Source organism: Dongshaea marina, assembly GCF_003072645.1.
Classification (GTDB): domain Bacteria; phylum Pseudomonadota; class Gammaproteobacteria; order Enterobacterales; family Aeromonadaceae; genus Dongshaea; species Dongshaea marina.
Map to the genome: position 1 here is coordinate 515,749 of NZ_CP028897.1, position 22,834 is coordinate 538,582.

22 protein-coding genes and 6 tRNA genes are annotated in these 22,834 nt (G+C 48.3%); 8 read left to right on the forward strand and 20 right to left on the reverse strand.

Translation table 11 applies throughout. From position 1 onward, the window contains the following. Positions 1–11 precede the first annotated feature (11 nt). Positions 12–1,145 carry a hypothetical protein gene (locus DB847_RS02645; protein WP_159084346.1) on the forward strand — a complete coding sequence of 378 codons (1,134 nt, stop codon included), beginning with the start codon at positions 12–14 and terminating at the stop codon, positions 1,143–1,145. 133 nt (positions 1,146–1,278) lie between these two features. On the opposite strand, the gene DB847_RS02650 is transcribed toward DB847_RS02645, so the two are convergent. Both DB847_RS02650 and DB847_RS02655 read right to left on the reverse strand, forming a co-directional pair. Continuing rightward, on the reverse strand, positions 1,279–3,687 hold the full coding sequence (locus DB847_RS02650; protein WP_159084347.1) for an N-6 DNA methylase: 2,409 nt from the start codon (positions 3,685–3,687) through the stop codon (positions 1,279–1,281). A 268-nt stretch (positions 3,688–3,955) separates the two neighbouring features. Further along, positions 3,956–5,197, reverse strand: coding sequence for a tyrosine-type recombinase/integrase (locus DB847_RS02655; RefSeq protein ID WP_108649323.1), 1,242 nt, complete (start codon positions 5,195–5,197; stop codon positions 3,956–3,958). Between the two features lie 336 nt (positions 5,198–5,533). Between DB847_RS02655 and DB847_RS02660 the strand changes: the two genes are divergently transcribed. Then, positions 5,534–7,135, forward strand: a complete 1,602-nt coding sequence (locus DB847_RS02660; RefSeq protein ID WP_108649324.1) for a CHASE domain-containing protein — start codon at positions 5,534–5,536, stop codon at positions 7,133–7,135. Between the two features lie 115 nt (positions 7,136–7,250). Here the strand turns inward: DB847_RS02660 and DB847_RS02665 are convergent, their stop codons facing one another. The 7 genes from DB847_RS02665 to DB847_RS02695 all read right to left on the reverse strand — a co-directional run bounded on the left by DB847_RS02665 (position 7,251) and on the right by DB847_RS02695 (position 12,075). Beyond that, positions 7,251–7,547 (reverse strand): late competence development ComFB family protein, encoded by a 297-nt coding sequence (locus DB847_RS02665; RefSeq protein WP_108649325.1) that lies wholly within the window; start codon positions 7,545–7,547, stop codon positions 7,251–7,253. Between the two features lie 77 nt (positions 7,548–7,624). Further along, positions 7,625–7,711 (reverse strand) — tRNA-Leu (locus DB847_RS02670). A gap of 44 nt (positions 7,712–7,755) precedes the next feature. Further along, positions 7,756–7,842, reverse strand: a tRNA-Leu gene (locus DB847_RS02675). 47 nt (positions 7,843–7,889) lie between these two features. Then, positions 7,890–9,371, reverse strand: coding sequence for a glycogen synthase GlgA (gene glgA / locus DB847_RS02680; protein WP_108649326.1), 1,482 nt, complete (start codon positions 9,369–9,371; stop codon positions 7,890–7,892). Further along, a complete protein-coding gene (gene glgC, locus DB847_RS02685; RefSeq protein ID WP_108649327.1) occupies positions 9,361–10,578 on the reverse strand; it encodes a glucose-1-phosphate adenylyltransferase in 1,218 nt (405 codons plus the stop codon). Before glgC ends, glgA begins: the two co-directional genes overlap by 11 nt. A gap of 138 nt (positions 10,579–10,716) precedes the next feature. Further along, positions 10,717–11,751 carry a 16S rRNA (guanine(1207)-N(2))-methyltransferase RsmC gene (rsmC, locus tag DB847_RS02690; RefSeq protein WP_108649328.1) on the reverse strand — a complete coding sequence of 345 codons (1,035 nt, stop codon included), beginning with the start codon at positions 11,749–11,751 and terminating at the stop codon, positions 10,717–10,719. 126 nt (positions 11,752–11,877) lie between these two features. Next, positions 11,878–12,075, reverse strand: a complete 198-nt coding sequence (locus DB847_RS02695) for a hypothetical protein (protein ID WP_108649329.1) — start codon at positions 12,073–12,075, stop codon at positions 11,878–11,880. A gap of 267 nt (positions 12,076–12,342) precedes the next feature. Between DB847_RS02695 and DB847_RS02700 the strand changes: the two genes are divergently transcribed. Beyond that, on the forward strand, positions 12,343–12,549 hold the full coding sequence (locus DB847_RS02700) for a hypothetical protein (protein ID WP_108649330.1): 207 nt from the start codon (positions 12,343–12,345) through the stop codon (positions 12,547–12,549). 96 nt (positions 12,550–12,645) lie between these two features. On the opposite strand, the gene DB847_RS02705 is transcribed toward DB847_RS02700, so the two are convergent. From DB847_RS02705 to DB847_RS02730, 6 genes are all read right to left on the reverse strand, one after another. Next, positions 12,646–12,721, reverse strand: a tRNA-Asn gene (locus DB847_RS02705). 6 nt (positions 12,722–12,727) lie between these two features. Then, positions 12,728–12,803: transfer RNA gene (locus DB847_RS02710), tRNA-Phe, on the reverse strand. A gap of 3 nt (positions 12,804–12,806) precedes the next feature. After that, a tRNA-Thr gene (locus DB847_RS02715) sits at positions 12,807–12,882 on the reverse strand. Between the two features lie 55 nt (positions 12,883–12,937). Next, positions 12,938–13,013, reverse strand: a tRNA-Phe gene (locus tag DB847_RS02720). 98 nt (positions 13,014–13,111) lie between these two features. Next, positions 13,112–14,284, reverse strand: coding sequence for a murein transglycosylase domain-containing protein (locus DB847_RS02725; protein ID WP_159084348.1), 1,173 nt, complete (start codon positions 14,282–14,284; stop codon positions 13,112–13,114). Positions 14,285–14,301: 17 nt separating this feature from the next. Then, positions 14,302–14,577, reverse strand: a complete 276-nt coding sequence (locus DB847_RS02730; RefSeq protein WP_108649332.1) for an oxidative damage protection protein — start codon at positions 14,575–14,577, stop codon at positions 14,302–14,304. A gap of 293 nt (positions 14,578–14,870) precedes the next feature. On the opposite strand from DB847_RS02730, the gene DB847_RS02735 reads away from it, so the two are divergent. Next, positions 14,871–15,428 carry an SGNH/GDSL hydrolase family protein gene (locus DB847_RS02735; RefSeq protein ID WP_108649333.1) on the forward strand — a complete coding sequence of 186 codons (558 nt, stop codon included), beginning with the start codon at positions 14,871–14,873 and terminating at the stop codon, positions 15,426–15,428. Next, entirely contained in the window at positions 15,428–16,018 is a 591-nt protein-coding gene (locus DB847_RS02740; RefSeq protein ID WP_108649334.1) for an SGNH/GDSL hydrolase family protein, read from the forward strand. The genes DB847_RS02735 and DB847_RS02740 overlap by 1 nt, the downstream gene beginning before the upstream one ends. Before the next feature lie 95 nt (positions 16,019–16,113). Here DB847_RS02740 and DB847_RS02745 read toward each other — a convergent pair whose 3' ends face one another. The 4 genes from DB847_RS02745 to mutY all read right to left on the reverse strand — a co-directional run bounded on the left by DB847_RS02745 (position 16,114) and on the right by mutY (position 19,420). Next, entirely contained in the window at positions 16,114–16,692 is a 579-nt protein-coding gene (locus DB847_RS02745) for a hypothetical protein (protein ID WP_108649335.1), read from the reverse strand. Between the two features lie 783 nt (positions 16,693–17,475). Continuing rightward, positions 17,476–17,892: a bacteriohemerythrin gene (locus DB847_RS02750; RefSeq protein WP_108649336.1), complete on the reverse strand. Its 417-nt coding sequence runs from the start codon at positions 17,890–17,892 to the stop codon at positions 17,476–17,478. 31 nt (positions 17,893–17,923) lie between these two features. Next, entirely contained in the window at positions 17,924–18,346 is a 423-nt protein-coding gene (locus tag DB847_RS02755) for a bacteriohemerythrin (protein ID WP_108649337.1), read from the reverse strand. A gap of 33 nt (positions 18,347–18,379) precedes the next feature. Beyond that, positions 18,380–19,420 carry an A/G-specific adenine glycosylase gene (gene mutY / locus DB847_RS02760; RefSeq protein WP_108649338.1) on the reverse strand — a complete coding sequence of 347 codons (1,041 nt, stop codon included), beginning with the start codon at positions 19,418–19,420 and terminating at the stop codon, positions 18,380–18,382. Between the two features lie 144 nt (positions 19,421–19,564). Here mutY and trmB point away from each other — a divergent pair, with 144 nt between their 5' ends. Both trmB and glsB read left to right on the forward strand, forming a co-directional pair. Further along, the gene (trmB, locus tag DB847_RS02765) at positions 19,565–20,275 is read left to right on the forward strand and encodes a tRNA (guanosine(46)-N7)-methyltransferase TrmB (protein WP_108649339.1); all 711 of its coding nucleotides are present in this window, start codon (positions 19,565–19,567) and stop codon (positions 20,273–20,275) included. 64 nt (positions 20,276–20,339) lie between these two features. Further along, the gene (gene glsB / locus DB847_RS02770; RefSeq protein ID WP_108649340.1) at positions 20,340–21,260 is read left to right on the forward strand and encodes a glutaminase B; all 921 of its coding nucleotides are present in this window, start codon (positions 20,340–20,342) and stop codon (positions 21,258–21,260) included. Between the two features lie 50 nt (positions 21,261–21,310). On the opposite strand, the gene DB847_RS02775 is transcribed toward glsB, so the two are convergent. Further along, a complete protein-coding gene (locus tag DB847_RS02775; RefSeq protein WP_108649341.1) occupies positions 21,311–22,195 on the reverse strand; it encodes a substrate-binding periplasmic protein in 885 nt (294 codons plus the stop codon). A gap of 147 nt (positions 22,196–22,342) precedes the next feature. On the opposite strand from DB847_RS02775, the gene DB847_RS02780 reads away from it, so the two are divergent. Next, positions 22,343–22,807 carry a GNAT family N-acetyltransferase gene (locus DB847_RS02780; protein ID WP_159084349.1) on the forward strand — a complete coding sequence of 155 codons (465 nt, stop codon included), beginning with the start codon at positions 22,343–22,345 and terminating at the stop codon, positions 22,805–22,807. Positions 22,808–22,834: the final 27 nt, after the last annotated feature.

Below are 22,834 nucleotides of genomic sequence, written 5' to 3' on the forward strand. Positions count from 1 at the left end.
CAGAGTGAATATTGGTTCCATGTGGCAGATCAGGGGAGATACCAATTGCTGGCGAAGTAGATAAATCTATAAATTTAGAACTTTTATCAAAAGTAGCTCATCAGACCCCAGATGACTCTAGAGGGTTTTGTGAATATATAAGAGAGCTCATCTTAGATAATCCAGATGCTATTGATATGCTTAGAACACTAATAGGTGTTTCTGATAAGAGGATGTATCTTGAATTAAGTTATGCTTACTCTAAAACGAGATTTAATAAAAAAGATAAGAATAACATTTTAGGTTATAGTATTTACGATCTGAATAAGAAAACTCTTAAGTTTTTTAAAAATACACTTTCTAGCGAGGATGTTGAATTATCTAGGGTTAGCTCTCGGTTAATATCTAACTACCTTGTTGATCAAGGGTTATATAAAATCCTCAGAGCTATCAAGAAGATAGATATGGATGAGCTTGAGGTTTTGGTTGATAATCTGATCTTAACTAAAGAAGTTCAACAAGCTGAAGCTAAGCGAAGGGGGCATGGTGCGGAACATGCTCTTGCTGAGCTGATACATAAGCTTGGGTTGGAAATGGTACCAGAGGAAAGGCATGCTAAGCCTATTGGATTTAGAGACCCAAATGTGAGTCGTGAAAACTTTGAGCTATCAAAAAAGATAAAAAATAAAACATGGAGCTTTGATCTTATTGTGCGTTCTCCTGAGCGGAAAAATCATATTTTTGTTCAGTCATTGATTCATACCTCAGATCCTGGTCAGTATGGGGTAAATAAAAGCGATGAGACCATTCTTGTTAAGTCTGATATGGATGCTCTAAATAATAATCTTTCATCTTCAAAAGAGTTGTGGGGTATTGTAGATGGGGTTGGTTTTTGTGAAAACAAAAAAGATACAATTGATAAGATGCTGGGTGTTTTTGATTGCTTCATACAGATGAAAACACTTTATAAGGCCGGATTAAAACTTCATCAAATAGGGTTTGTTAATATAAAAGCCATAGCATTTGATACCTCTTTTTATGATGATGATGAAATGAATATGATGTACCATAAGTATTGCTCGCCAAACATTGAAAATGTTACTCATTCAGAAGCTAACTCATCTTGGTGTGCTGTGGAGGCTGGAAAGGCAACTCTATTTTTTTGATTCTACGTTAGCACGTAAAATACTGCTGGGCTTCCTATAGATAGGTGGTTTTCCAAACTTCATTATTTATGATAAAAATTTGAATGGTTGGGTTATTCCCCCTTGGCTTTACCGAGGGGCCATCTTTATCTTATTATTTAACTGATGATAATGAACCTTGATGTATGGCGGGGATAACATAGGTATCAATATCTGAAATATATCTTTCGATATTTTCTAAATCTTGGTGTCCTCTTTCGCATAATGAACTTATTATCTTATGGTTTTCATTTGTGCTATCAAATTTAGGTAAGTTTAGATTAGTGATTGTACTTGGTGCTATTTGGGTGCTTACCTTAAAACTGTTTATTAGCTCTCTGAAATATGTTGAGCTTAGAAGTCCGCATAGGAAGAAGGCTTCTTCTTTATCATCCAATCCAATGTATATTATTTTTTCATTGGGAATGATATTTTTTCTTCCTAAGAACTCGTCTTCGGCATCTTGTATTACAGCACAGGTAAATTCTGAGGATATATATTTCCAAGCGACTTTATACTTTGAAAAAGTATAATCACCAATTCTTTGTAGAGTATAGTAATGTTCTTCGTGGATTTTTTTATCAAAGCTAGTGAATCCTTTTCTTGCCTTTAGCTCTTCTTTAAACTTACTAAAGTAAGTGGCAGTTAGAGGAAGGTTTTCCTTCAGATACTGTATAGGAAGTGGCTGCATTTTCGTTGTTACTGTATGAGGACATACAATATATTTTTTGTATGTGTGCGACCACATCTTAATGTCACTACCTGAAGCATATGGATATAGTGAGTCATCCTCAATTTCTGATTTTAATTTTTTAAATTTGATTCTTGCTTTTTCAGTTATATTTTCAACTGTTGATGATTTAGGTGATGGTTTTTCTAGTATGTTAAGCCAATAAATACCATTTGCACCACCAGTAAAAACACCCGTTCTAGCCTTATATGCTGATGTTCCTGTCAGCTTATCCATGTTTAAATATATGCTTTCATCAACAGATGCCCATCCAGAAGTGTTATCCTCTGGGTTGGATGGGATTGCAAATTTTATTGTTAGTTTAACCTTTTCTAAGGTTCTTTTTAAATCATCAGTATCTTGTATTTTCGACTTAGGTTGCAATTTCCATATCTTATAATCGATAGGGTATTCTGTTTTCATTCCTTTGATAGCATGAAATATAACAGTGTTATTTGATACTCCATTGAATGGATTGAATGAAGTCAAATCTTCTAATTCTTCTATTCTGAAACTCTCATTGGATTTTCTTATGTGAAACTTTCTAAATCCAGCAGCTTGTTTTATTGATTTAAATAAAGATTCCTTAACAACAAATGATATTTTACCTCCTTTTGCTAAGTAGTGGTCTATTGTAGCATATGTGATTAAGCTGGATATGTCTTCCTTGATGAAGATGGAGTTTAGACCTTTATAGTCGAAAAGGCCATATTCCTGCCATGTTGACTTGTATTTTTCTTTATACTCCGACGGAAGGTATTCCCAATTTACCCATGGTGGATTCCCAATAGCAACTTGAGCTCTTTCTTTAGAAAGACTTGGCATTATTGATGATATGTATTCCAATTCAGTAATATCTTCTGTGGAATATGCACTGTTTTTATTATTGCATATTTCAGTTATTCTATTTAATGCATCTTCATACGTTAAGAATGTAGAGTTTTCAATATCTAAGTCAAGTATGTTTGCACTAAATATTGGAAGTGCTTCATCTAGTATTTGAACTGTCTTACTGTTTAGTATTAAGTTGGTTTTTGCAGCAAAAGCTGAAGTCGGGTTTAAGTCAAACCCAAGAATCTTTCTTATATTTTTTTTTGTTGCATCTTCACAGTTCAGCTTTCTTAAAGCAGTAATAAGAAATGTTCCACTTCCACACGTAGGGTCTAATATCAACCCTGATTGGTGTGAAATCGAATTTGAGTTTGTTATGTGTTGAGCCATCCAATCTGGAGTGTAAAATTCTCCTAAGCTATGCCTTACCTCTCTAGGGTAGATCTCATGAAAAACCTCACGAATTAAATCTATATTATTGCAATCTAAATTGACACATTTTATTTGTTCAGCTAGTGAAATTATATTGTCACATAAATATAGATCATCAATTCCCAAGAATGTATTTGATGGGATGTAATAATTACAGATATTTTTTTCTTTAAAAAATGCAGTTGATAGGTATTCTTTATATCTATTTTCAGTGTATTTTATATCTATTTTTTTTGCAGCGCAAAGAGTCAATAAGCATAAATAGAAGCAATCTATAGCATAGATGAATTTAAAAATATCATCGTGTGCATTGATATTAACATTGAAAATGTAATTTATTTTGTCAATGTTTAACTTTCTCTGGGTGTCTAATTCACCATGACTATAGTTAAAGTGGATTTTCCAGCGTTCAAATTTGGATAGGTATTTTAAATGGAGCTCATGATTAGAATTTTGACCAATTTTTAGATGATTTTGTATATATAAATGGAAATGAGAGTTTTTCTCTTTAAGTTTTAGTTCTTCGAGCATTAGCAACCTATGATGACTATAGTATTCACTTATAAAGTTGAACATATTAATTTTGTGGCTTGGGAAAAACAAGGAGGCTATTCAAATATTTATAATATTTTTATAAGGGCTCAACTAAAACTCCATATAAAACAACTAGTTATCAATTTTTTGGTGAGCAATTGGTCCCTGTGCTGGATAGTTATTTGAACATTGATTGCCCAAAAATCAAAAAGTAGAGGGAAAGAGGATGATCTGCACTCATGGAAATAGATGACTGACACAGCTATTAAATCATCAAATTATCCAGCATATCCGCCCACTGTTGCATCATAGCCTGGCGTTCCTGCAGGTATTCCGCCTGATTATAGCTGGCGCGCACCCGGTTGCGCTCCTTGTGGGCCAGCTGGCGCTCAATCACATCGGGACGGTAACCAGCCTCGTTGAGAATGGTTGAGGCGGTGGCCCGGAAGCCATGGGCAGAAAAACCGATGCTGCCCTTACCATTGAACCCCATCCGCTCCAGAGCCCGGTTCAGGGTGGTGTTGGTCATACAATCACTGGGGCGGCGGTTGTTGGGGAAGAGCCAGCGCTGGCCGCCAGTCAGGGTATGTAGCTCCCTGAGCAGTTCAACCGCCTGGGTGGAGAGGGGGACGATATGCACCTCCCGCATCTTCATCCGCTCTGCCGGGATCTTCCACTGGGCACTGTCCAGCTCAAATTCATCCCAGCGGGCGGCTCGTAGCTCTACGGTGCGAACAAAGGTGAGTAGCAACAGGCGCAGGGCGATCACTGTGATGCGATAGCCGCCATAGCTCTCTAGAGCCTCTATAAACTGGATAATCTGCTCACGGTCTAATGGTTTCTTATGCTGTACCTTGGGGCGATGGATTGCGCCTTTCAGGGCTGCTGCCGGATCAGAGTCTGCTCTCAGGGTTGCTACGGCATAGCGAAAGATGGCGCTGCACCACTGCCGGAGCAGCATCGCCACTGTTTCTGCTCCCCGGGACTCGACCTGTTTTAGGATCTGCAGCAGATGAGCTGAGTTAACCGAGCGAATCGGCAGGGAGCCGATCTGGGGGAATACATCAGCTCCCATAAAGTTTTCAACCTGGCGCAGGTAGTAGGGGGACCAGTTCGCCTGTTTCTGCTCAATCCACTCTTTAGCCACTGCCTCCAAGGTATTAGCGTTATCTGCTGTTACCGCTGCTTGTTGTGCCTGGCGATCATGTGATGGGTGCGTTCCCTGCTTGACCAGTCCCCGACAGCGCTCGCGCTCCTGACGAGCTTCTGCCAAGGTAAAAAGTCCGGAGTGTCTGCGCAGCATCGCTTCATCTTCTGTTTCACCAGAGACGGCCTGGCTGTATTTGCCGATGGCAAACAGGTTCTCCTTGCCTGCGATCCGGTAGCGATAGCGCCATAGCTTAGCGCCACTGGGACGGATCTCCAGATAAAGGCCTCCGCCATCGGTAAGCTTGAGCGGTTTAGTTGAAGGTTTGGTGTTACGGATCTTGATATCGGTTAACGGCATAATGCGGGTATCCTGATTTTGATACCCGCAACGGTACCCGCTTTTTTGCCGGATGGCAATGGAAGGAGCTGGACTTAGCAAGACACCAAACCCTTTAATCACAGGGCTCTACGGGTGCTGTTGGATGCTGGTGGATTTTGATGGATGCCAATGCTAGTTATCGATCATCAGTAGCATTAGATCTCCGGCAGAATGACGAAATTGAGCGATTTTAGCATGAGACTAGTCTATGGACACCCTGTGAGCTTGCTGTCCTTCTTTTAGTGATTAGAGCCTTGAGTACCCCTTAGCCTGCTAAGCTTTAAAGGTAGAGCTCTGGCGCAATGGAACTGTCCTATGAAGTCATTTTCCAATCTTATACTGGTCGTGGCGATCCTCTTGTGTCTGGCACTGGTTGCTGTCATGAGCTGGAGCTTTTATCACCAGGAGACTCGCTCTATCGTGGCTCAGTTTCGCAACGATGTGGATGATAAGATTGCAGCGATTGAACTTGAGATTGATATCGATTTTGAAGCGGTTTACGCCATGCGTGGCCTGTTCAATACAATTCCGAATGTCAGTGACGGTGAGTTTCAGAGCATGGCCCGGGAGGTTCTCAGGCGTCATAAGGAGATCCAGGCCCTAGAGTGGGTTCCCAGGATCTCTGAGGTCCAGCGCCCAGAGTTTGTGACGCAGCGCCGTGCCAGCTTTTCTAATTTTGAGCTCACCGAGTTTAATGATCAGGGGTTATTGGTCCCCGCCGCTAAGCGCGAGATTTACTATCCGGTACTCTATGTCGCTCCCATGGTCGGTAATGAGGTCGCCCTTGGGTTTGATATGGGTTCGACCCGGGTGCGTAAAATTGCCCTCGATAAGACCCGGGATTCGGGCAGACTCAATGTAACCGAGCCGATCGTGTTGGTTCAGGAGCCGGAGGAGGAGGTTGGCTTTATCGTCATGCTCCCCGTCTATGATGGGCGGGCAACTACGGTCGTCAGCCGCCGCCAGAAGCTCAAGGGATTTGTACTTAGTGCCTACCGGTTGCCGGGCATCATGCGCTCTGCTATCGCCATGACCAAGGCCGAGGGGATCAACCTGTCACTCTATGATGTGAGTGACAGTGAGCCTAAGCTTTTATTTGAACATCGCAGCCGTGAAGCGGTCGCACAAGATGATTACCACCCCGAGTTCGATTATACGACCGAGATCGATATTGGCGGGCGTAGCTGGCAGGTAATGGCGACCCCCACCCGGGGCTATGTTGCTCAGCGTCATAGTTTGACCCCCTATCTGATTCTGGTTTTGGGATTCTTTATTGTGGTTGCCGGAGCCCTGTATATAAGGCTTGTGCTTCATTACAGCTACCGAACCGGTTTACTGGTCGAGGAGCGAACCCGGGAGCTGGAAAAGGCTCGCCAGGCCCTGGAGCGGCAGAATAGAACCGATCCCCTGACAGGGGTTGCTAATCGTAAGGGATTTGATGAAGCACTGGATCGGGAGTGGCATCGGGCGATTCGGGAACAGCACCCCCTGTCGCTGTTGATGGTGGATGTGGATGCCTTCAAGCAGTATAACGATCACTATGGACATCAGGCGGGCGATAACTGCCTCAAGCAATTAGCGATGGCGCTGACCCAGTCATTTAAGCGCTCAGCTGATATAGTGGCGCGCTATGGTGGCGAGGAATTTGTGGTGATCCTGCCCAATACGGCGGATGCCTATCACCTGGCAGAGCGCTGCCGGGTCAATATTGAGCGGCTCACCATTCCCCATGAATACTCAGAGGCGGCGCCTGTGGTGACGGTCAGCATAGGTTTTAGTGTGGTGTTACCCACCAATGACTCTCTGCAGGAGGAGCTGCTGTCTGAGGCGGATACGGCGCTCTACAAGGCGAAAGGGGATGGGCGCAACCGGGTGGTGCGTTACCAGCTCGAAAGCGCTGATCCTGGCTCAAGCTAACTGGTAGCATAAAGCAGCCCCTGGCAGGGCTGAGCCAAGGTGCCCTCGGGTGGCTGAGCTTTAGGGGGGCGTAGAGCAGGTGTTTCTCCAGGAGCGACCTGCTCAGCTTAAGTCGTTATTCAACATCTCCATTTTCTTTGACTTCCCGTTTGTGACTATCTTCTGAGAGGAAGCCAAGGGCCTTATCAATTGCTGCCGCCACATCATCATCCATCTTGAGACGCTCCTCATCGCTCAGGTAGGAGCACATATCGACATCGTAACGAATATAGTGAGGAGGAAGTTGGTTGAGGGTCAGGCAGCAGAGATCTGCGAGGAAGTCATCATCCCGGCTGTCATCAAGCTCCAGCTCGTGGATATGTTGTACGACTAGGTGCTCAAAAAAATTATGAATATCAGGATCAAGCTTCATTGGGTCGCCTCCATGTGTTACCAACCTAAAGCATAAACGAAAAAAACCCAGACTTTTAAGCCTGGGGTTCAAAAATATGGTGCGAGGAGAGGGACTTGAACCCTCACGTCCTTTCGAACACTAGCACCTGAAGCTAGCGCGTCTACCAATTCCGCCACCCTCGCAGGGTGATTTTGTTCGACATCATCTCAAACAAAATATCAAATTTTGGTGCGAAGAGAGGGACTTGAACCCTCACGTTCTTTCGAACACTAGCACCTGAAGCTAGCGCGTCTACCAATTCCGCCACCTTCGCAGTGGGACGCCAGAGATTCTATTCAATTTCTGGCGCAGGTCAAGGGATTAATAAAAATTTGCGTTCAACTGGTCAAAAGATGACTGATACATCTTCAGATACTGTAGCGCGGAGCTATTCCAGTCGAACTTGGTCTGCATGGCATTTTGCTGCAGGCGGACAAATTCGGTCGGTTGCTGGAGATAGAACAGCAGTACCCGACGTAGTGTCGCCAGAAGCTCTAAGCCAGTTGGTCCATCAAAGACAAAACCGGTTGCGCAGTCACGATCGGTATCATAGTCAACCACAGTATCCTTGAGTCCGCCAACCCCCCGGACAACAGGCAGGGTGCCGTAGGCCAGGCTATACATCTGGTTGAGACCACAGGGCTCAAACAGAGAGGGCATCAGGAAGAAGTCACTTCCCGCTTCCACCAGGTGAGCCAGCTCATTGCTGTAGGCATTGATGAACTTAAGGCGCTGCGGATAGACCTTGGACAGGGAGTGAAGCTGACCGGCCAGGGTTGGATCGCCGGTACCGACGATCACAACCTGGACATCGTGCAGCAGGAATCCCTGCAGGGCCTCGATCAGCAGGTGCACCCCTTTTTGTTCGGTCAGGCGACAGACCATGCCAAATACCGGGCAGTCTTTCTGCTCCAGGCCTACCTCATCCTGCAGGGCACGCTTACAGCGCTGTTTGCCCTGCATGTCGTCTGCATCGTAGTGGTAGGGGAGCAGGCGATCGCGCTTGGGATCCCAATCGCTGTAGTCACAGCCATTGATGATGCCGCTCAGATCAGAGGCGCGCTCCTGGAACAGGTGGCTGACACCGTGAGCCCCGAGAGGCGTGAGCAGCTCGGCGGCATAGTTGGGACTGACGCCATTGATCTTATCCGCGTACAGGATGGCACATTTAAGGAAGTTGATGTGTGCATGATCCTGCTGGATATTCTCTTTATAGCAGTTTGCCACCTCAGGCACGGCCCATAGCTGGCTACGGGCAAAGATCCCCTGAAATGCCGCATTGTGAATAGTAATCACACTCTTAGTGCGGTGGAAAAACGCCGAGTTTGCATAGCGAGTTTTCAGCAGATAGGGGATGAGCCCGGCATGCCAGTCATTACAGTGCAGGATCTGTGGCTGGAAGCCCAGCATCTCTGTGCTGTGCAGTGCTGCTGCGGCAAAGAAGGCAAAGCGTTCACCATTATCCGGATAGGACTGGTTGTGCTCTGCATACAGGCTGTCCCGCTCGAAGTAGTGAGGACAGTCGATGAGGTAGACTGTCACCTCATCTTCCAGCATCACCTTAAAGACTTTGTAGTCGATGTTGGGGTGACCCGACTCGGTATACAGGGTCGCATCCAGCAGATGTTCCGCTTTTTCCCGAACATTGGCCATTTTGTAGAGGGGCATCACGACACGGATGTCGTGCCCCAGGCGCTTGAGAGCCAGCGGGAGGGCCTTGGCGACATCCGCCAGGCCTCCGGTTTTGACGATCCCATCAACTTCTGATGATACAAACAGGATCTTCATCGGTTCAGTAGCCAACGCGCGCTCCTTTCGGGATCACGACGATGCCACCTTCAGAGACAGTAAAACGCTCACGATCCAGCTCTGGGTTTTCACCGATGACGGTACCCGGAGCGATCTCTACGTTCTTGTCGATGATGGCGCGACGAATCGAGCAGTTCTCACCTACTTTCACATTACCCAGAAGGACTGATTCATGGATCTGGCTGCCGCTGTCTGAGGTACAGTGGAACCCGAGAATCGAGCGGGTGATGCGGCTTCCCTGGATGTAACAACCCGCAGAGATCAGTGAGTTGGTCACATCCACCTTGGCTTGATCGGTATCGATCATGTTTGCCGGTGGCAGAGGCGGATAGAAGGTGTGCAGTGGCCACTTGCGGTTGTACAGGCTAAATGGAGGGTTGTCGGAAACCAGATCCATGTGTGCCTGCCAGTAGGCATCAATGGTTCCTACATCACGCCAGTAAGCCTGGCTCTTCTCGCCGGGGATCTTGTTGGTCGAGAAGTCATACGCATAAACCGCTTCACGAGGATAGAGGCTTGGGATGATATCTTTACCAAAGTCGTGGCTGGAGTCTGCCTTGTGGGCATCTTCGCGCAGCTCACGGCACAGGGTGTCACTTTCGAAGATGTAGTTACCCATGGAAGCCAGAGCATGATCGGGATCACCCGGGATATGCTTTGGATTTTCAGGCTTTTCTTCAAAACCGATGATCCGGCCGTCGGTATCAACTTCGATGACCCCGAAGGCTTTCGCCTCTTCCAGCGGTACTCGCAGCGCAGCTACAGTCAGAGCGGCTTTCTTTTCCTTATGGAAGTCGATCAGCTGACGCACATCCATCTTGTAGATATGGTCACTGCCGAAGATACAGACATGTTCCGGATCGGCGAGTTCGATGAAACGCAGGTTCTGATAGATAGCATCGGCCGTGCCATCATACCAGCGCTTGCCCATACGCATCTGGGCCGGGATCGGATCGATGAAGTGGTCCGTGATGCTCGACAGGTTCCAGCCCTTTTTCATATGCAGATAGAGAGACTGGGACTTGAACTGAGTCAGGACGTAGATCCGCAGAATATCGGCGTTGACGAAGTTGTTTAGAGCAAAATCGACTAAGCGATAGCTTCCACCGAAGGGGACCGCTGGCTTACTTCTTGTAACGGTTAGCGGTTGAAGGCGTGTTCCCTCGCCTCCGGCGAGGATCATAGCAAGTACACCTGCCATTGTTGGTTATCTCCCTGATATTTTGATATGTCTGAAAAGGTTTTCTTCTAATCCGTAAAAACTACCTCGTTGAGGGATACAACTGAACCAGACAAGCAAGTGAATTGTAGTGCGGGATGCGGGATCATGACGGGTCCGTTAATGATCTGCAGCCAAGTAGACACGAAACTTCCGGTTGTCAGCTACTGTTTTTACCTTCCTAAAATCCTGCCCCATTATAGGGAGATATTGGAGAAATGCATTAGCAACAATGATAAGTTTTGCCTCATTGCTCAAATATTGAGCAGATCGGGCAAGAAATTGCTCTGTTGCTGCATAATGAGTCTTTAATCCTGCATGAAATGGAGGATTTGAGACTATATAGTCAAATTTTGGCGAGATGTCTGAAAAAACATCCGAGGGGTACACCTTACCCTCTAGTCCATTTGACTCTAAAGTCAGTCGGCTCGACTCAAGTGCCAGGGCATTGATGTCGACCATCTCAATCTCTGCCTGTGGATTATGACGCTTGATCCAGCTTCCTATGACTCCGGCTCCACAGCCAAAATCCAGAACTCGCCCGCTCAGTTTTGGCAGGTGATCCAGTAGCAGCTCGGTTCCCTCATCAAGGTGTCCCGAGCTGAATACGCCTGGCAGGGCCTTGATGGTAAATTGCTCCCCCTGGTGCTCCAGGGAGTACTCATTGATCCATTGGGCCAGTGCAAAGGGTGGCACCTCTTTATCCAGGACCCCTATATAGAGGGAGCAGCGGCGCGCGGAATCAACCTTGGTGACCTGGCTGCAGTAGGGAGCCAGCAGATCCGGGGCGCTGCGAATACCGCCCCGATTCTCTCCTGCCAGAGCGATCAATGCCCCGGGCTGCATTGATGGCAGGGTGTTGGCCAGCAGGTAGCGGCCTTCCGCTTTACTCTTAGGCAGGTAGAGCAGCAGCGCATCATGCTTGGTTTCACTCTGGTAACTGTGGCTATATTGAGTCTGAGCTGCCAGAGGGGTTTCCCTGAGTTGGCAATAGTAGTGATAGTCACAGGTGAAGATAGATAGCTGCTGACAGCAATCGCTGAGCTGGAGCGGATAGCCATCTTCCATCGCACCACAGATCAGAAGGGAGCGATTATCAAAGTATTGTTCATTGCGAGTCAGCATCTGGCTGACGGTTGTGAGTGACTGCTGCATGAAGAGATCTGTCTAAAAATATTGCCGGCTATTATAGAGGGGGTGGGGGAGTTGGGTCACCCCTTTTATCGGCTCCAATGAGGGTAAACCCTGAAAAGAGGGGGCAAAGCCCCCTCAGAGCTCGAGCTAGGTTGAGGTAAAGATCACATTGAACATTTCGGAGTTGCTTCCCGGTGACTGGCCAACGCAGCTGATTAATTTGTCGGTTCCACTCAGTACACTCTGATCCACCATGCAGCTGATATTACCGCTGTTGCTACCATCACTGATGGTGCCATTAACCAACCCTGTCTCTGGCTGGTTGAGGGTACCATTGAGAGTCACAGTGACTGTCCCGGAGGAGGTCTGGGTCAGTGGATTGAATTGACTGCCGGTGCAGACGCCGGTTGTGTTTCAGGAGAGAGTCACGCCCTGGATTTGCGACCCTGAGCTCTGGCTCTTTCCCGTTGTTAATCTGACGCGATGATTTGTATTTATTGAGCTTAGTTGGATTCTTATCCTTGGCGGGTATCGCGGTGAGTCGCAATTGTGCATACTGGTTGCAATAGCTTTCGTGGTGGTGTCAGGGTTGAGAGTTAAACGAGATGACGGATGAGTGAGAGTCAAGAGATCCTGCGGGTAATGAGCCCCTGCGAGCAGGAAGAGGGGGATTCTGAGGTGGGAGCCGAGTTAGAACGGGACGCAATTGTGGTGCGTTGCCGTTTTTGTCGCTCGAGCGATTCTCCTCAGTGCGAGCTGTACCAGGATGGCTTTTGTCGTTGTAGTAAGCTGAACTCCGGGAGCTGCCCGCTTTACTAGGCTCTGTTGAGTATTGGCTTCGGGCGCATAGCATGTTTGATAAACATTGCGGGAGTAGAACGAAAAAAGCCCTGACCTAGGTCAGGGCTTTCAATGTGGCTCCCCCTGCTGGACTTGAACCAGCGACATATGGATTAACAGTCCACCGTTCTACCGACTGAACTAAGGGGGAATTGTATGGTGCCCAGAGGCGGAATCGAACCACCGACACGAGGATTTTCAATCCTCTGCTCTACCGACTGAGCTATCTGGGCAAATGGTGCCGGCTGCCGGAGTCGAACTGGCGACCTACTGATTACAAGTCAGTTGCTCTACCAACTGAGCTAAGCCGGCACACAAAACTGTGTGCATTGCACCTGAAGTGTTGTCTTCACACCACTTCGAAAAATGGTGCCCAGAGGCGGAATCGAACCACCGACACGAGGATTTTCAATCCTCTGCTCTACCGACTGAGCTATCTGGGCGACGGGGCGTATTAAACGTTTTTTCATGGATTGAGTCAACAACTTTTCCAAGAAAAACTTAAACTCGTGATCGTTTGCTTGTTTGCTGAACGTTTTGCTTAGGTTTTGCCCTTTTTGAAGCGATTTTCTGCCGAGATCACCTTTTTCAGGTAGTTTCTGGACTCGGAGAATGGGTGGTGTGTCACCAGCTGTTGATAAACATAAGTTGGCTTTTCGCGATTAATCTTGGCAAAGGCGGCGGATTGCTTTTTATCAAAGGTTCGCAGGGTCGCTCCAACACCGCCATTATAGGAGCTGATCATCGCATAGTGGCGTGAGCGGGACTGAGCAATTTTTTTGAGATAGCGGGTATCCAGCAGGTGCAGGTAACCTGAGCCGATCTCTATGTTGTTTTGAGGTGAAAGCAGGGTTTGTGGGCTGGGCTGCCCCTGTCGGTTCAAAACATACTGGTAGACATCCTTGCCTGCGGTGGCCGGTACAACCTGCATCAGCCCATAGGCCCCGGCCGAGCTAACGGCAAAGGGGTTAAAGGCACTTTCGGTCTGGATGACAGCATAGACCAGGCTTTCGCTCAGCTTATATTGGCGGGAATACTGCTTCACCAGGCTTGCATAGCGATAGCTGCGACTCAAGTCATGATCTTTGACCATGGAAAACTGGACCCGGTAGCGGGTCTTGTCCCTGAGCTTGTCGATCTTGAGGTTGTGAGCCAGCAGGTAGTCGGCATACTGTTCGGCGCGCCAGGGCCAGCGAATGCTCTGACCATCCTGATCCTTGACCTGACCATAGAGAAAAGGCTCCCCCTTGAGTTGAACCGCCTTGTCGGAGAAGAGATCTACATCTTCGGGGTTGGCCGGGGTGAGCAGGGTGGTGATGATCGCCTTGCGAAGCTGCTGTTTAGGAGCTGTGGAGGTGAGGGTTTCTACCGTGATCAGGCCACTTTCAAAGTCGATGCTGGCCCGACTCTGGTAGTGATCCGTGTATTTGACATATTTTTTGGGCTGGGGAAGTTCAGCCTGATCTTTCCCCCACACCCGATCGATCTCTTTACTCAAGCCGGCAAAAAGCTTGTGTAGCCGCTCCAGATCATTCACCAGGGCCTTGGGATTTGCTGCATAGCCTACGGCTTTATTGCTGGCCCATTGGCCGAGAGCCTGACTTGGGTTGGCCGAGCTTAGGATCTGAGTCAAGCTCATGGTGTCACTGACACTACAGCCGACCAGCAGAGCCAGGCTGGAGATCATGACACCTCTGCGCACTGCCTTTTTCACTCGACCTCCCGTCGGCATCAATCCTTCGCTGGGGGGGTATATCCCTCAATATGAACATCCGCACCTTCGAACAGGAACTTCTCCATCTCCTGCTCAAGACGCTTACGATGCTCAGGATCCATCATGTTGAGCTTATGCTCATTGATTAGCATTGTCTGCTTTTTCTGCCATTCACCCCAGGCCTGCTTAGAGATGTTGTCAAAAATGCGTTTGCCAAGCTCTCCAGGATAGAGCTGAAAATCCAGTCCTTCAGCCTCTTTTTTAAGGCGCAGACAAAAAACGTTACGAGCCATAGTTTCCCCGTATTAGTCGGTTGCGATCGCCAATTTATACCAGAGTTGGCTCTTGCTAGCCATTTGAACGCAAATATTCCTGGTTCGTTGTGCTGTTCATACTCAATGATTGGTTCCCCTCTCGTGATGAGTGAACTCGAAAAATATGTTTGTTAATGAAGGTTTTGGTGATCGTTATCGCAAATCAACAGCAAGTATCTGGTTGGAGAGATATTGCTGTGAATAATTTAGTGCATCTGCTCTCGGGTGGCAGATGATGGAAAACACTTCTCAGATACGCAAAGGAAGCATCAATGAAAGGGATTAAATATCTGCTCATGATGGTCAGCCTGTTGGTTGGCCTGTCTTTTATGCCAGTTTATGGTCAGGCTGTTAGTCATCTGCTTATTTTTGGAGATAGCCTGAGTGATAGCGGTAACAATAGCTGGATCACAACCGAAGGACCCTATGTGGGGGCTGCTATCTCCAATCCGGATGAAAATGGGGTTCGCAAGACCTGGGCTAACTATTTTGCGGACAAGTTTAGTCAAAAGCTGGGATATGGCACGCAGGGAGAGCTGCTCCCATTTTCCCGGGCGGCGGACGATACTCTCAATATTAACTTTGCCTGGGCCAGTGCCGAAACCGGAGATCACTATCTTAATGATATGACCAGCAGTCCATATTTTATCTATGATGATGAAATCTGCCCACAGCCAGGGATAATTGATCCGGAGCACGGGATCTATTGTGTGCCGAGTGTCGGCAAACAGATCGATCTGTTTTTACAAGGCTACCCAAGTTATTTGCAAAATAGTCTGATTGTGCTGTGGGGGGTGGCAATGATCTTTTCGATGATATCGCTAAGTTAATGGAAAGGCTGGGGATTCAGCAGGGGCTAGCCGCGACATCTGAGCAACGTGAAGAGTTTGGGCAGCTATTAACCCTGTCGGTGAAAGATGAGCAGCAACAGCAGGGCTTGTCCAATCCGGTAACTAATATGACGGCTAATATAGCTAAGCTCCATCAGGCGGGGGTGCCTTATCAAAACATGCTGGTTGTTGGCCTTCCGGATATGGCGATTATCCCGGCGGTGAAAGCCTTGCTGGTGGGCAATGAGTGGGCATTGCCACTGATGACAGAGTTTTCCAAGCTGTATAACGCTTCGCTGTGGGCCGCAATTAAGCTTCAATCAGGGTTTCATAGCCAGTTTTTCAATCCAACTGATCTGTTGAATCAAATTGCTCAGAGTCATCAATATGTGGACGAGAGTGGTCGGGTGTGGGCGTTTCCCCATACACAGGAGGCTTGTTACTCCGAGCCATACCGGGAGGGTATGCCAGTCCATAGCTGTGATGGCTATCTATTCTATAACCTCAAGCACCCAAGCAATGAAACACACCAGGTGCTTGCGGACGCAATCTGGAGCCAGGTGAGTCCGACCCTTAGTTTTAGTTCCTGAAGCGCGATTTCAGATTACAGGTCAGCGAAACCGAAGGCCCCGCCATTGATGGCAGGGCCTTCGGAGGCAATCGCTTCAACATCTAAAGCTTTGTTTTAGGCATGGGTGATAGCCTTAATATCATTGAAAGCCAGCCGGGCATCTTTGATCAGTTGCTCGAAGCTATGACTATCCTTATGTCCCTGGAGGATATCTCTGGCTATTCTGGCAATATCCATTAATTGGGCTAACGCATCTTTTGCCTTACCTGCAACCTGCAGGAGATCCTGGCTTAGGGGAATGGAATCCTGGCGCAGTTGCTGGATATTACTTTTTAGGTTGGAAAAATCATCCTTGAGGCCTTTCAGGTGCTCGGGTTTTATCGCTTCGGTTAGGGGGTTTTTACCCTCACCTATCATCTGTAATGCTTTTTGCAGTGCGGGCAGGAATCCCTTCTCTTTTTTTACCGCAGAGATAATATCTTCGATACAGGACTTACCATGACTAGCCATACTGGAAATCGTTGATATTCCCTGACCAATATCCTGATAAACCTTGGTTGCATCCTCGGTTAACCTTGGGCAAAGGGCATGGAAAAAATTGGTGACTGAATAATGCTCTTTCTCATTCCACTGAGTATTATTGATAGTTGGGGTATTGTTTCCGACCAGGCTCATATCATTGCTATAACTCATAGAGCGCTCCATGCGTTTGAATAGAATGTTTAATGTGAAGGTTTTTATTGCAAACCCGTATGTGGATTCAATCTTTCATTTGCAGTAATTACAATTGAGAAATGATCTGTAAAGCAGACTCTTAGTGCAGGTGGCAGCAGCAAAGGCCACAAGACTGGTTTACGGCAATTCTGCATTCAGTTCGCTTCTCATGACTGCTTATCTTGTATCATCTTGAGTTATCAAGGAGATTACTCTCTATCCGCCATTTTCGTAATCAGGTTTCAAGTAGCAGCAATCGCTCTGGATATATGTGATTATTCACCACTGAACCGATGATGAAACTAAGACTACCAGTTCATTTTTGATTACTCTTCTAGTTTTTATTGGGGGCTTTTATATTTTAATATTCACTGATCTTTTACTTTGAGTTTATGTGTTTTTAATATCTTGCTTTGTCATAGGTATAGACAGATATTGATAACGGATAGATAAATATATAAGTGACCATCGAATCTCGGATAAGCTTTTAAACGACTCGTCACTAAAATTCTTCTGGTTATGTCTCAGATCCGTTGCTCATACAAAAGTGTACTGATTTCAAGGTTACCAACCTGCTGCCGCAGGGATGCTGCAGCAGAGGTTCCATGGATGGATACACAGTGTTGGTGAGACGTGAAATCAGACAGCAACAATAGATGTGAAACACGACCATCCTCCTTGAGTGGTGTGTAATAAAGTCTTAAGAGTTGGAGCGCCGCTGCAGCTGTGCTGGGCTTTGAGGTCTTGTCCTGAACAGTGCAGTTATTTGATCTCATGCTCCCTGAACAGCGGGACGTATTGTTTATCAGAGATACAGATATGACTGACCCACCAGTCAGACAAAAACTTAAGGATATCTTCAGCCATCTGGCGGTCGCCACCATTGCGCTTATAGTTCTTTAGAAAAGCCTTGTACTGTTCTATATAGTAGCGATGCTCGGCCTTGTGCCCTGCGGAGCCAGAGTACCCCAGAGTATCGAAGTAATGCTCCTCGGTTTGAAAGTGATAGTAGGAGTAGTCGGCAATATTCCCCAGTAGCAAGCTGATCTCATCAGAGGAGAACTCAGTGGTTTCGAGGAGCTCGGCTAAATGATTGATGATCTGAATCAATCTCTGATGCTGGTGATCGATGAGCTCGATCTCCAGTCCCATGGTTTTTTGATCCCAGCGGATGGCCATAATTTACCTCCGATTCGTATTGGAGTCTTGATTATCTGAGCCCATGCTCTCTTAGCCAGGGAGCAAACTGACGATCTGAACCACAGATATGGTGAGTGAGCCAGTCACTGAGAAAAGTCAGCAGACTGATGGCAAGCTGTTGATCTTCATTGCTCTTGTTATATGCGCTAATCAGCTCTTTGCACTTATCGATATAATACTTATGCTCGGCCTTATGGGCCTCTTTATCCGGGTAGTCATATTTATCGAAGTAGAGCTCTTCGGTCTGGAAGTGGTAGTAGGCATAGTCGGCGATGTAGCCGAGAATGATCCCGAATTCAACGGGATCATTGTTTTCCGGCTCGGTGAGCTCCGAGAGCTGATTGATGATCTCGACCAACCGCTGATGCTGATGATCGATGAGTTCGATATCCAGCCCCATGCTCGCCTGATCCCATTGAATTAGCCTATGCATCCTGGTCCCTCAAGTTGCCGACAGTTACATGTTTTAGTCTATCATAGCCAGCTCTACTTGCTGTGACGTAAGCTGCTTTTCGACCAGCTTTCGGATCGGGGCGGGCAGTCCTACCTCGGCAAGCTGCCGGGGCGAAAACCACTGCATCGATGACTTGTCGGTATCAGGAGACTCCTGTTGCCAGACCTGGGCCTCGAGTTTGTAGTGGCTGAATGTATGGCGAAAGCTGTCGAATGCTCTCGCGCCAGCGAGTTGAGGCTTGACGGGGATCTCTGGCAGGCACCACAGTGATGCCCAGATCCCTGTATCCGGCCGCTTTTCAAGGAGCAGCTTGTCCTGGCTGCGGATCCATAAGAAATGGCCCTGGCGGGTTGGGGTATTTTTTTTAGGCTTGGGAGTGGGAAGCTCGGCAGTGCGTCCCTCAATATGAGCAATGCAGCTGTCGCTGAAGGGGCAGCGGGGACAGTCCGGACTCTTGGGCGTACAGAGTGTCGCCCCGAGATCGAGAAGTCCCTGAGCGAAGTCCCGGTTATCTTCGGTTGGTGTCAGCAGCTCCGCCAGCTGCCAGAGCTTTTTATCGACAACAGTGGTGCCGGGAACTCCCTCAATGGCGAACTGGCGGCAAAAGACCCGCTTGACGTTGCCATCAACTATGGGGCCCGGCCGATTATAGGCAAAAGAGATCAGGGCTCCGGCCGTATAGCGTCCAACCCCCGGGATTTTTAACATCCCGTCCACCGTGTCCGGAAACTCTCCCCCAAGCTCATCGATGACATAGCGCGCCGCTTTTTGCAGATTGCGCGCCCGGGAGTAATAGCCCAGTCCCTGCCATAAACTCAGAACCTCGTCCTCGTTGGCCCGGGCCAGGCTATGGATATCCGGGAATCGCTCCATCCAGCGCTCAAAATAGGGGATCACTGTGATCACCTGGGTTTGCTGCAGCATGATTTCAGACACCAGGACCCGGTAGGGGGTTGGATTTTCCTGCCAGGGGAGCTGGTGGCGTCCGTGGGATCTCTGCCAGTGGAGAAGGCGGGTGGCAAACTGTTTTGGATCAACGCAAAGCTGGGTCATAACATACTCCTTTGGGGCGGCTAGTGTACCAAAAAAGCCGGGGATGGCCATGAATCTGCCTTATCGCGTAAAATCCTCTTGCCTGGGGCCGCCAACTCTGGATAATGCCCCTTCTTTGTTGTTCATTTGCTAGACGATATAACCATGACCGAAGTGACCAAGCCGGAATACGATGCCGACGGAAAATACCTGAGAAAAGTTCGCAGTTTTGTTCGCCGTGAAGGGCGACTCACCACCGGCCAGCAGCGGGCTCTGGATGAGCTCTGGTCTGTTTATGGCGTTGATTTTTCAAGCTCACGGGTTGATCCTCAGCAGCTGTTCGCCAATGAGGCGCCTCTGGTTCTGGAGATTGGTTTTGGCATGGGCGCTTCACTGGTCGAGATGGCAAAAAATGCTCCGGATAAAAACTTTATCGGGATTGAGGTCCATCGCCCGGGGGTCGCAACTTGTATGATGGCGGCCGATGAAGCCGGTGTCAGCAATCTGCGTGTGCTCTGTCACGATGCGGTTGAGGTACTCGAGGATATGCTTCCTGAGCATTGTCTGGACACAGTTCAGCTGTTTTTCCCGGACCCATGGCATAAGAAGCGCCACCATAAGCGACGGATTGTGCAACCTGAGTTTGTAGCCATGCTGCAGCGCTCTTTGAAAGCTGGAGGCACTTTTCACATGGCAACCGACTGGGAAAATTATGCCGAGCATATGCTGGAGGTGATGAATGCAGCTCCTGGCTACCAGAACACCGCTGAGGCTGACTATGTCGAACGCCCCGACTGGCGTCCCCTGACCAAGTTTGAACAGCGTGGGCATAATCGTGGTCACGGCGTTTGGGATCTGATCTTCAAAACGATCTGAGTCATAGGATAAATGATCTGCTTCCAGGAGGGAGGCAGATCTCTTTTGCTGCGGGAGAAAAGCGATGATGCCAACCAAAAATCAGTTAGAGCAGCTGGTGGAGGAGGTTTGCCCTTTAACTGGCAAGGGTAAGGTGGCGGATTATATTCCGGCACTGGGCTCTGTACCCAGAGATCGTCTGGGCATCGCTGTTTGTACCGTCGATGGTGAGCTGATCTGTGCCGGTGATGCCGGGGAGGCCTTCTCGATCCAGAGTATCTCCAAGGTGTTAAGCCTGACTCTGGCCCTCACTCTCTATGAGGAGGATGAGATCTGGCAGCGGGTTGGCAAGGAGCCTTCGGGGCAGGCGTTTAATTCCCTGGTTCAGCTTGAGTTTGAACACGGGATCCCGCGTAACCCCTTTATCAATGCCGGTGCACTTGTAGTAAGCGACCTGCTGCAAAGCCGGCTCGCGGCTCCCAAGCAGCGGACCCTGGAGCTGACTCGTCATCTGTCTGCAAACCAGCATATAGTGGCGGATCCAGTGGTGGCCCGCTCCGAATATATGCACTCTTCGCGTAATGCGGCGATCGCATACCTGATGAAATCTTACGGTAATTTTCACAACAATGTGGATGCCGTACTGCGCAGTTATTTTAATGCCTGTGCCATTCGGATGAGCTGTTGCGATCTGGCAAAGACCTTTCTCTACCTTGCCAACAAGGGGCTGCCACTCAATAGTGAGATCCCTCTGCTGGAGCCTCGAACCACCAAACGGCTCAATGCCCTGCTGACCACCTGTGGCCTCTATGATGAAGCGGGTGACTTTGCCTATCGGGTGGGGATGCCCGGAAAATCAGGGGTCGGTGGTGGGATCATTGCGGTGATCCCGGGAGAGATGTGCGTGGCGGTCTGGTCACCTGCCCTCAATGAGAGCGGTAACTCCCTGGCCGGCACCGCTCTTTTGGAACGTTTTGCCGAGCGTTTCGGCCGCTCGGTCTTTTAAGGTCTACTCCGAAGAGGGCTGTTGAGCTCAAAGTAAAATAGCTGCTGCATCTATGGTTGAACAGGGGCTATCTTCCACAGCTCTTTTTGCCCCAGCAGTTGTTGACTCTTTTCGGATAACAGCAGGTTTTCCAGATCAAAAGTCCGGCGCTTTTGCAGCTTGAGTTTTTTAAGGGCCAGGGCGATATCCGGACTTGAGTAGAATAACCGATCAAAACTCCCATCTTTTCTCATCAGCTCCAGGCCATGGGCGATGCGTTCGGCCAGCAGAGAGTTCTCTTTGTAGACAAAGAAATAGTGTGGCGCCGGGTAGCGCAATAACAGCTGGCTTTCTATGGCCAGATCCTGCTCAGGATGCCCTTCAAGCTCGGCATAGATCTCGGTCACCCCCCTGGGAAAGTAATCGATTCGCCCTATTGAGACCAGGGTGAACATATTGTTGTAGTTGGTGCCGGCAAAAATATTGAGTCCGCTATCCTTTAAAATCGTGGTATCGGGCCAGTCATGTCCCTGAATACCACGGAGCTTTTTCAACTCATCCAGGGTCCTAATCTTATCGAACACAGGCTGTCTTTCCCCGGAGATTAGAAATACCCTGTGACCCAGTAGACCCTTGAGGGTCGGAAAGTAGATGGCTCTTAGCTGAGATTCACGCTTGAGTGAGGTCATACTCCACATCACATCGATCTCTTCACCGACCTCCAGCATGCGAACGGCACGGCTCTGTTTCATCACCCGTTTGGAGGGTATCAGCTTAAACTCTCCATATTCACCCCTGGTTCTCTCCAGGGCCTGCTGCAGTAGTTCGACAAAATAGCGTGAGCGGAGATCTTCCTGGGTGAAAGGTTTGGGGTAACGGATCTCCATAGTCGGAGAGGTTGCCCGGCAGATGGAAACAGCCATGAAAATAGACAAGGCAAGGATGATGTACCGCATAAGCAGCCTTGATGATTGACTCTACCTATATATTAGCAGTGGCATTTCGAGTCCATCGGCTTCGTGCGATTGCAAAGAGAGCCTATACAGGCTGGAGCGACTGAAATATGCTGAGGTTAGCTTTTAAGAGTTATAGGTTTGTATCTGATGGATTGTGAGATCCGCCCTTGTCGGATTGAAGAAGCGAAGCAGCTGGAGGAGATCGAGCAGCGCTGTTTTTTGCTGGAGCGGATCGGGCTTCGCCAGTTTCGTTACCTGCAGCGTAGCCAGAGCGCAACCGTGCTGGTGGCCGCTCAGGCAGAGCAGATCCTGGGATATGGGGTGGTGCTCAGGCGATGTAACAGCAAAATTGCCAGGGTGTACGCTTTGGCGGTTGATCTGCCTTTTCAGCGAATGGGCGTTGGCCAAAGCTTGCTGAATGCTCTGGAGCAGCAGGCCCTGTCATGGGGAGCTCACAATATTCGACTGGAGGTTCATCAGGCGAACTATGGTGCCCAGAAGTTGTACCTGGATTCCGGCTACCTGGAGTTTGCCCGGCTCCCTTATTACTATACGGACCTTTGCAGTGCGATCCGGATGGAAAAGTCTCTTATCAGAGGCGGGAGTCTTTAGCTGGCCACACCTGGCAATAGGCCTCTG

Bases quoted from the DNA above. Each gene is read 5' to 3' on its own strand.
- DB847_RS02650 (WP_159084347.1), bottom strand. From the start codon at position 3,687: ATGCTCGAAGAACTAAAACTTAAAGAGAAAAACTCTCATTTCCATTTA.
- DB847_RS02740 (WP_108649334.1), top strand. From the start codon at position 15,428: ATGGAAAGGCTGGGGATTCAGCAGGGGCTAGCCGCGACATCTGAGCAA.
- DB847_RS02735 (WP_108649333.1), top strand. From the start codon at position 14,871: ATGAAAGGGATTAAATATCTGCTCATGATGGTCAGCCTGTTGGTTGGC.
- mutY (WP_108649338.1), bottom strand. From the start codon at position 19,420: ATGACCCAGCTTTGCGTTGATCCAAAACAGTTTGCCACCCGCCTTCTC.
- glsB (WP_108649340.1), top strand. From the start codon at position 20,340: ATGATGCCAACCAAAAATCAGTTAGAGCAGCTGGTGGAGGAGGTTTGC.
- DB847_RS02665 (WP_108649325.1), bottom strand. From the start codon at position 7,547: ATGAAGCTTGATCCTGATATTCATAATTTTTTTGAGCACCTAGTCGTA.
- DB847_RS02780 (WP_159084349.1), top strand. From the start codon at position 22,343: ATGGATTGTGAGATCCGCCCTTGTCGGATTGAAGAAGCGAAGCAGCTG.
- DB847_RS02730 (WP_108649332.1), bottom strand. From the start codon at position 14,577: ATGGCTCGTAACGTTTTTTGTCTGCGCCTTAAAAAAGAGGCTGAAGGA.
- DB847_RS02700 (WP_108649330.1), top strand. From the start codon at position 12,343: ATGAGTGAGAGTCAAGAGATCCTGCGGGTAATGAGCCCCTGCGAGCAG.
- DB847_RS02775 (WP_108649341.1), bottom strand. From the start codon at position 22,195: ATGCGGTACATCATCCTTGCCTTGTCTATTTTCATGGCTGTTTCCATC.
- glgC (WP_108649327.1), bottom strand. From the start codon at position 10,578: ATGGCAGGTGTACTTGCTATGATCCTCGCCGGAGGCGAGGGAACACGC.
- DB847_RS02755 (WP_108649337.1), bottom strand. From the start codon at position 18,346: ATGCATAGGCTAATTCAATGGGATCAGGCGAGCATGGGGCTGGATATC.
- DB847_RS02655 (WP_108649323.1), bottom strand. From the start codon at position 5,197: ATGCCGTTAACCGATATCAAGATCCGTAACACCAAACCTTCAACTAAA.
- DB847_RS02745 (WP_108649335.1), bottom strand. From the start codon at position 16,692: ATGAGTTATAGCAATGATATGAGCCTGGTCGGAAACAATACCCCAACT.
- trmB (WP_108649339.1), top strand. From the start codon at position 19,565: ATGACCGAAGTGACCAAGCCGGAATACGATGCCGACGGAAAATACCTG.
- DB847_RS02750 (WP_108649336.1), bottom strand. From the start codon at position 17,892: ATGGCCATCCGCTGGGATCAAAAAACCATGGGACTGGAGATCGAGCTC.
- rsmC (WP_108649328.1), bottom strand. From the start codon at position 11,751: ATGCAGCAGTCACTCACAACCGTCAGCCAGATGCTGACTCGCAATGAA.
- DB847_RS02660 (WP_108649324.1), top strand. From the start codon at position 5,534: ATGAAGTCATTTTCCAATCTTATACTGGTCGTGGCGATCCTCTTGTGT.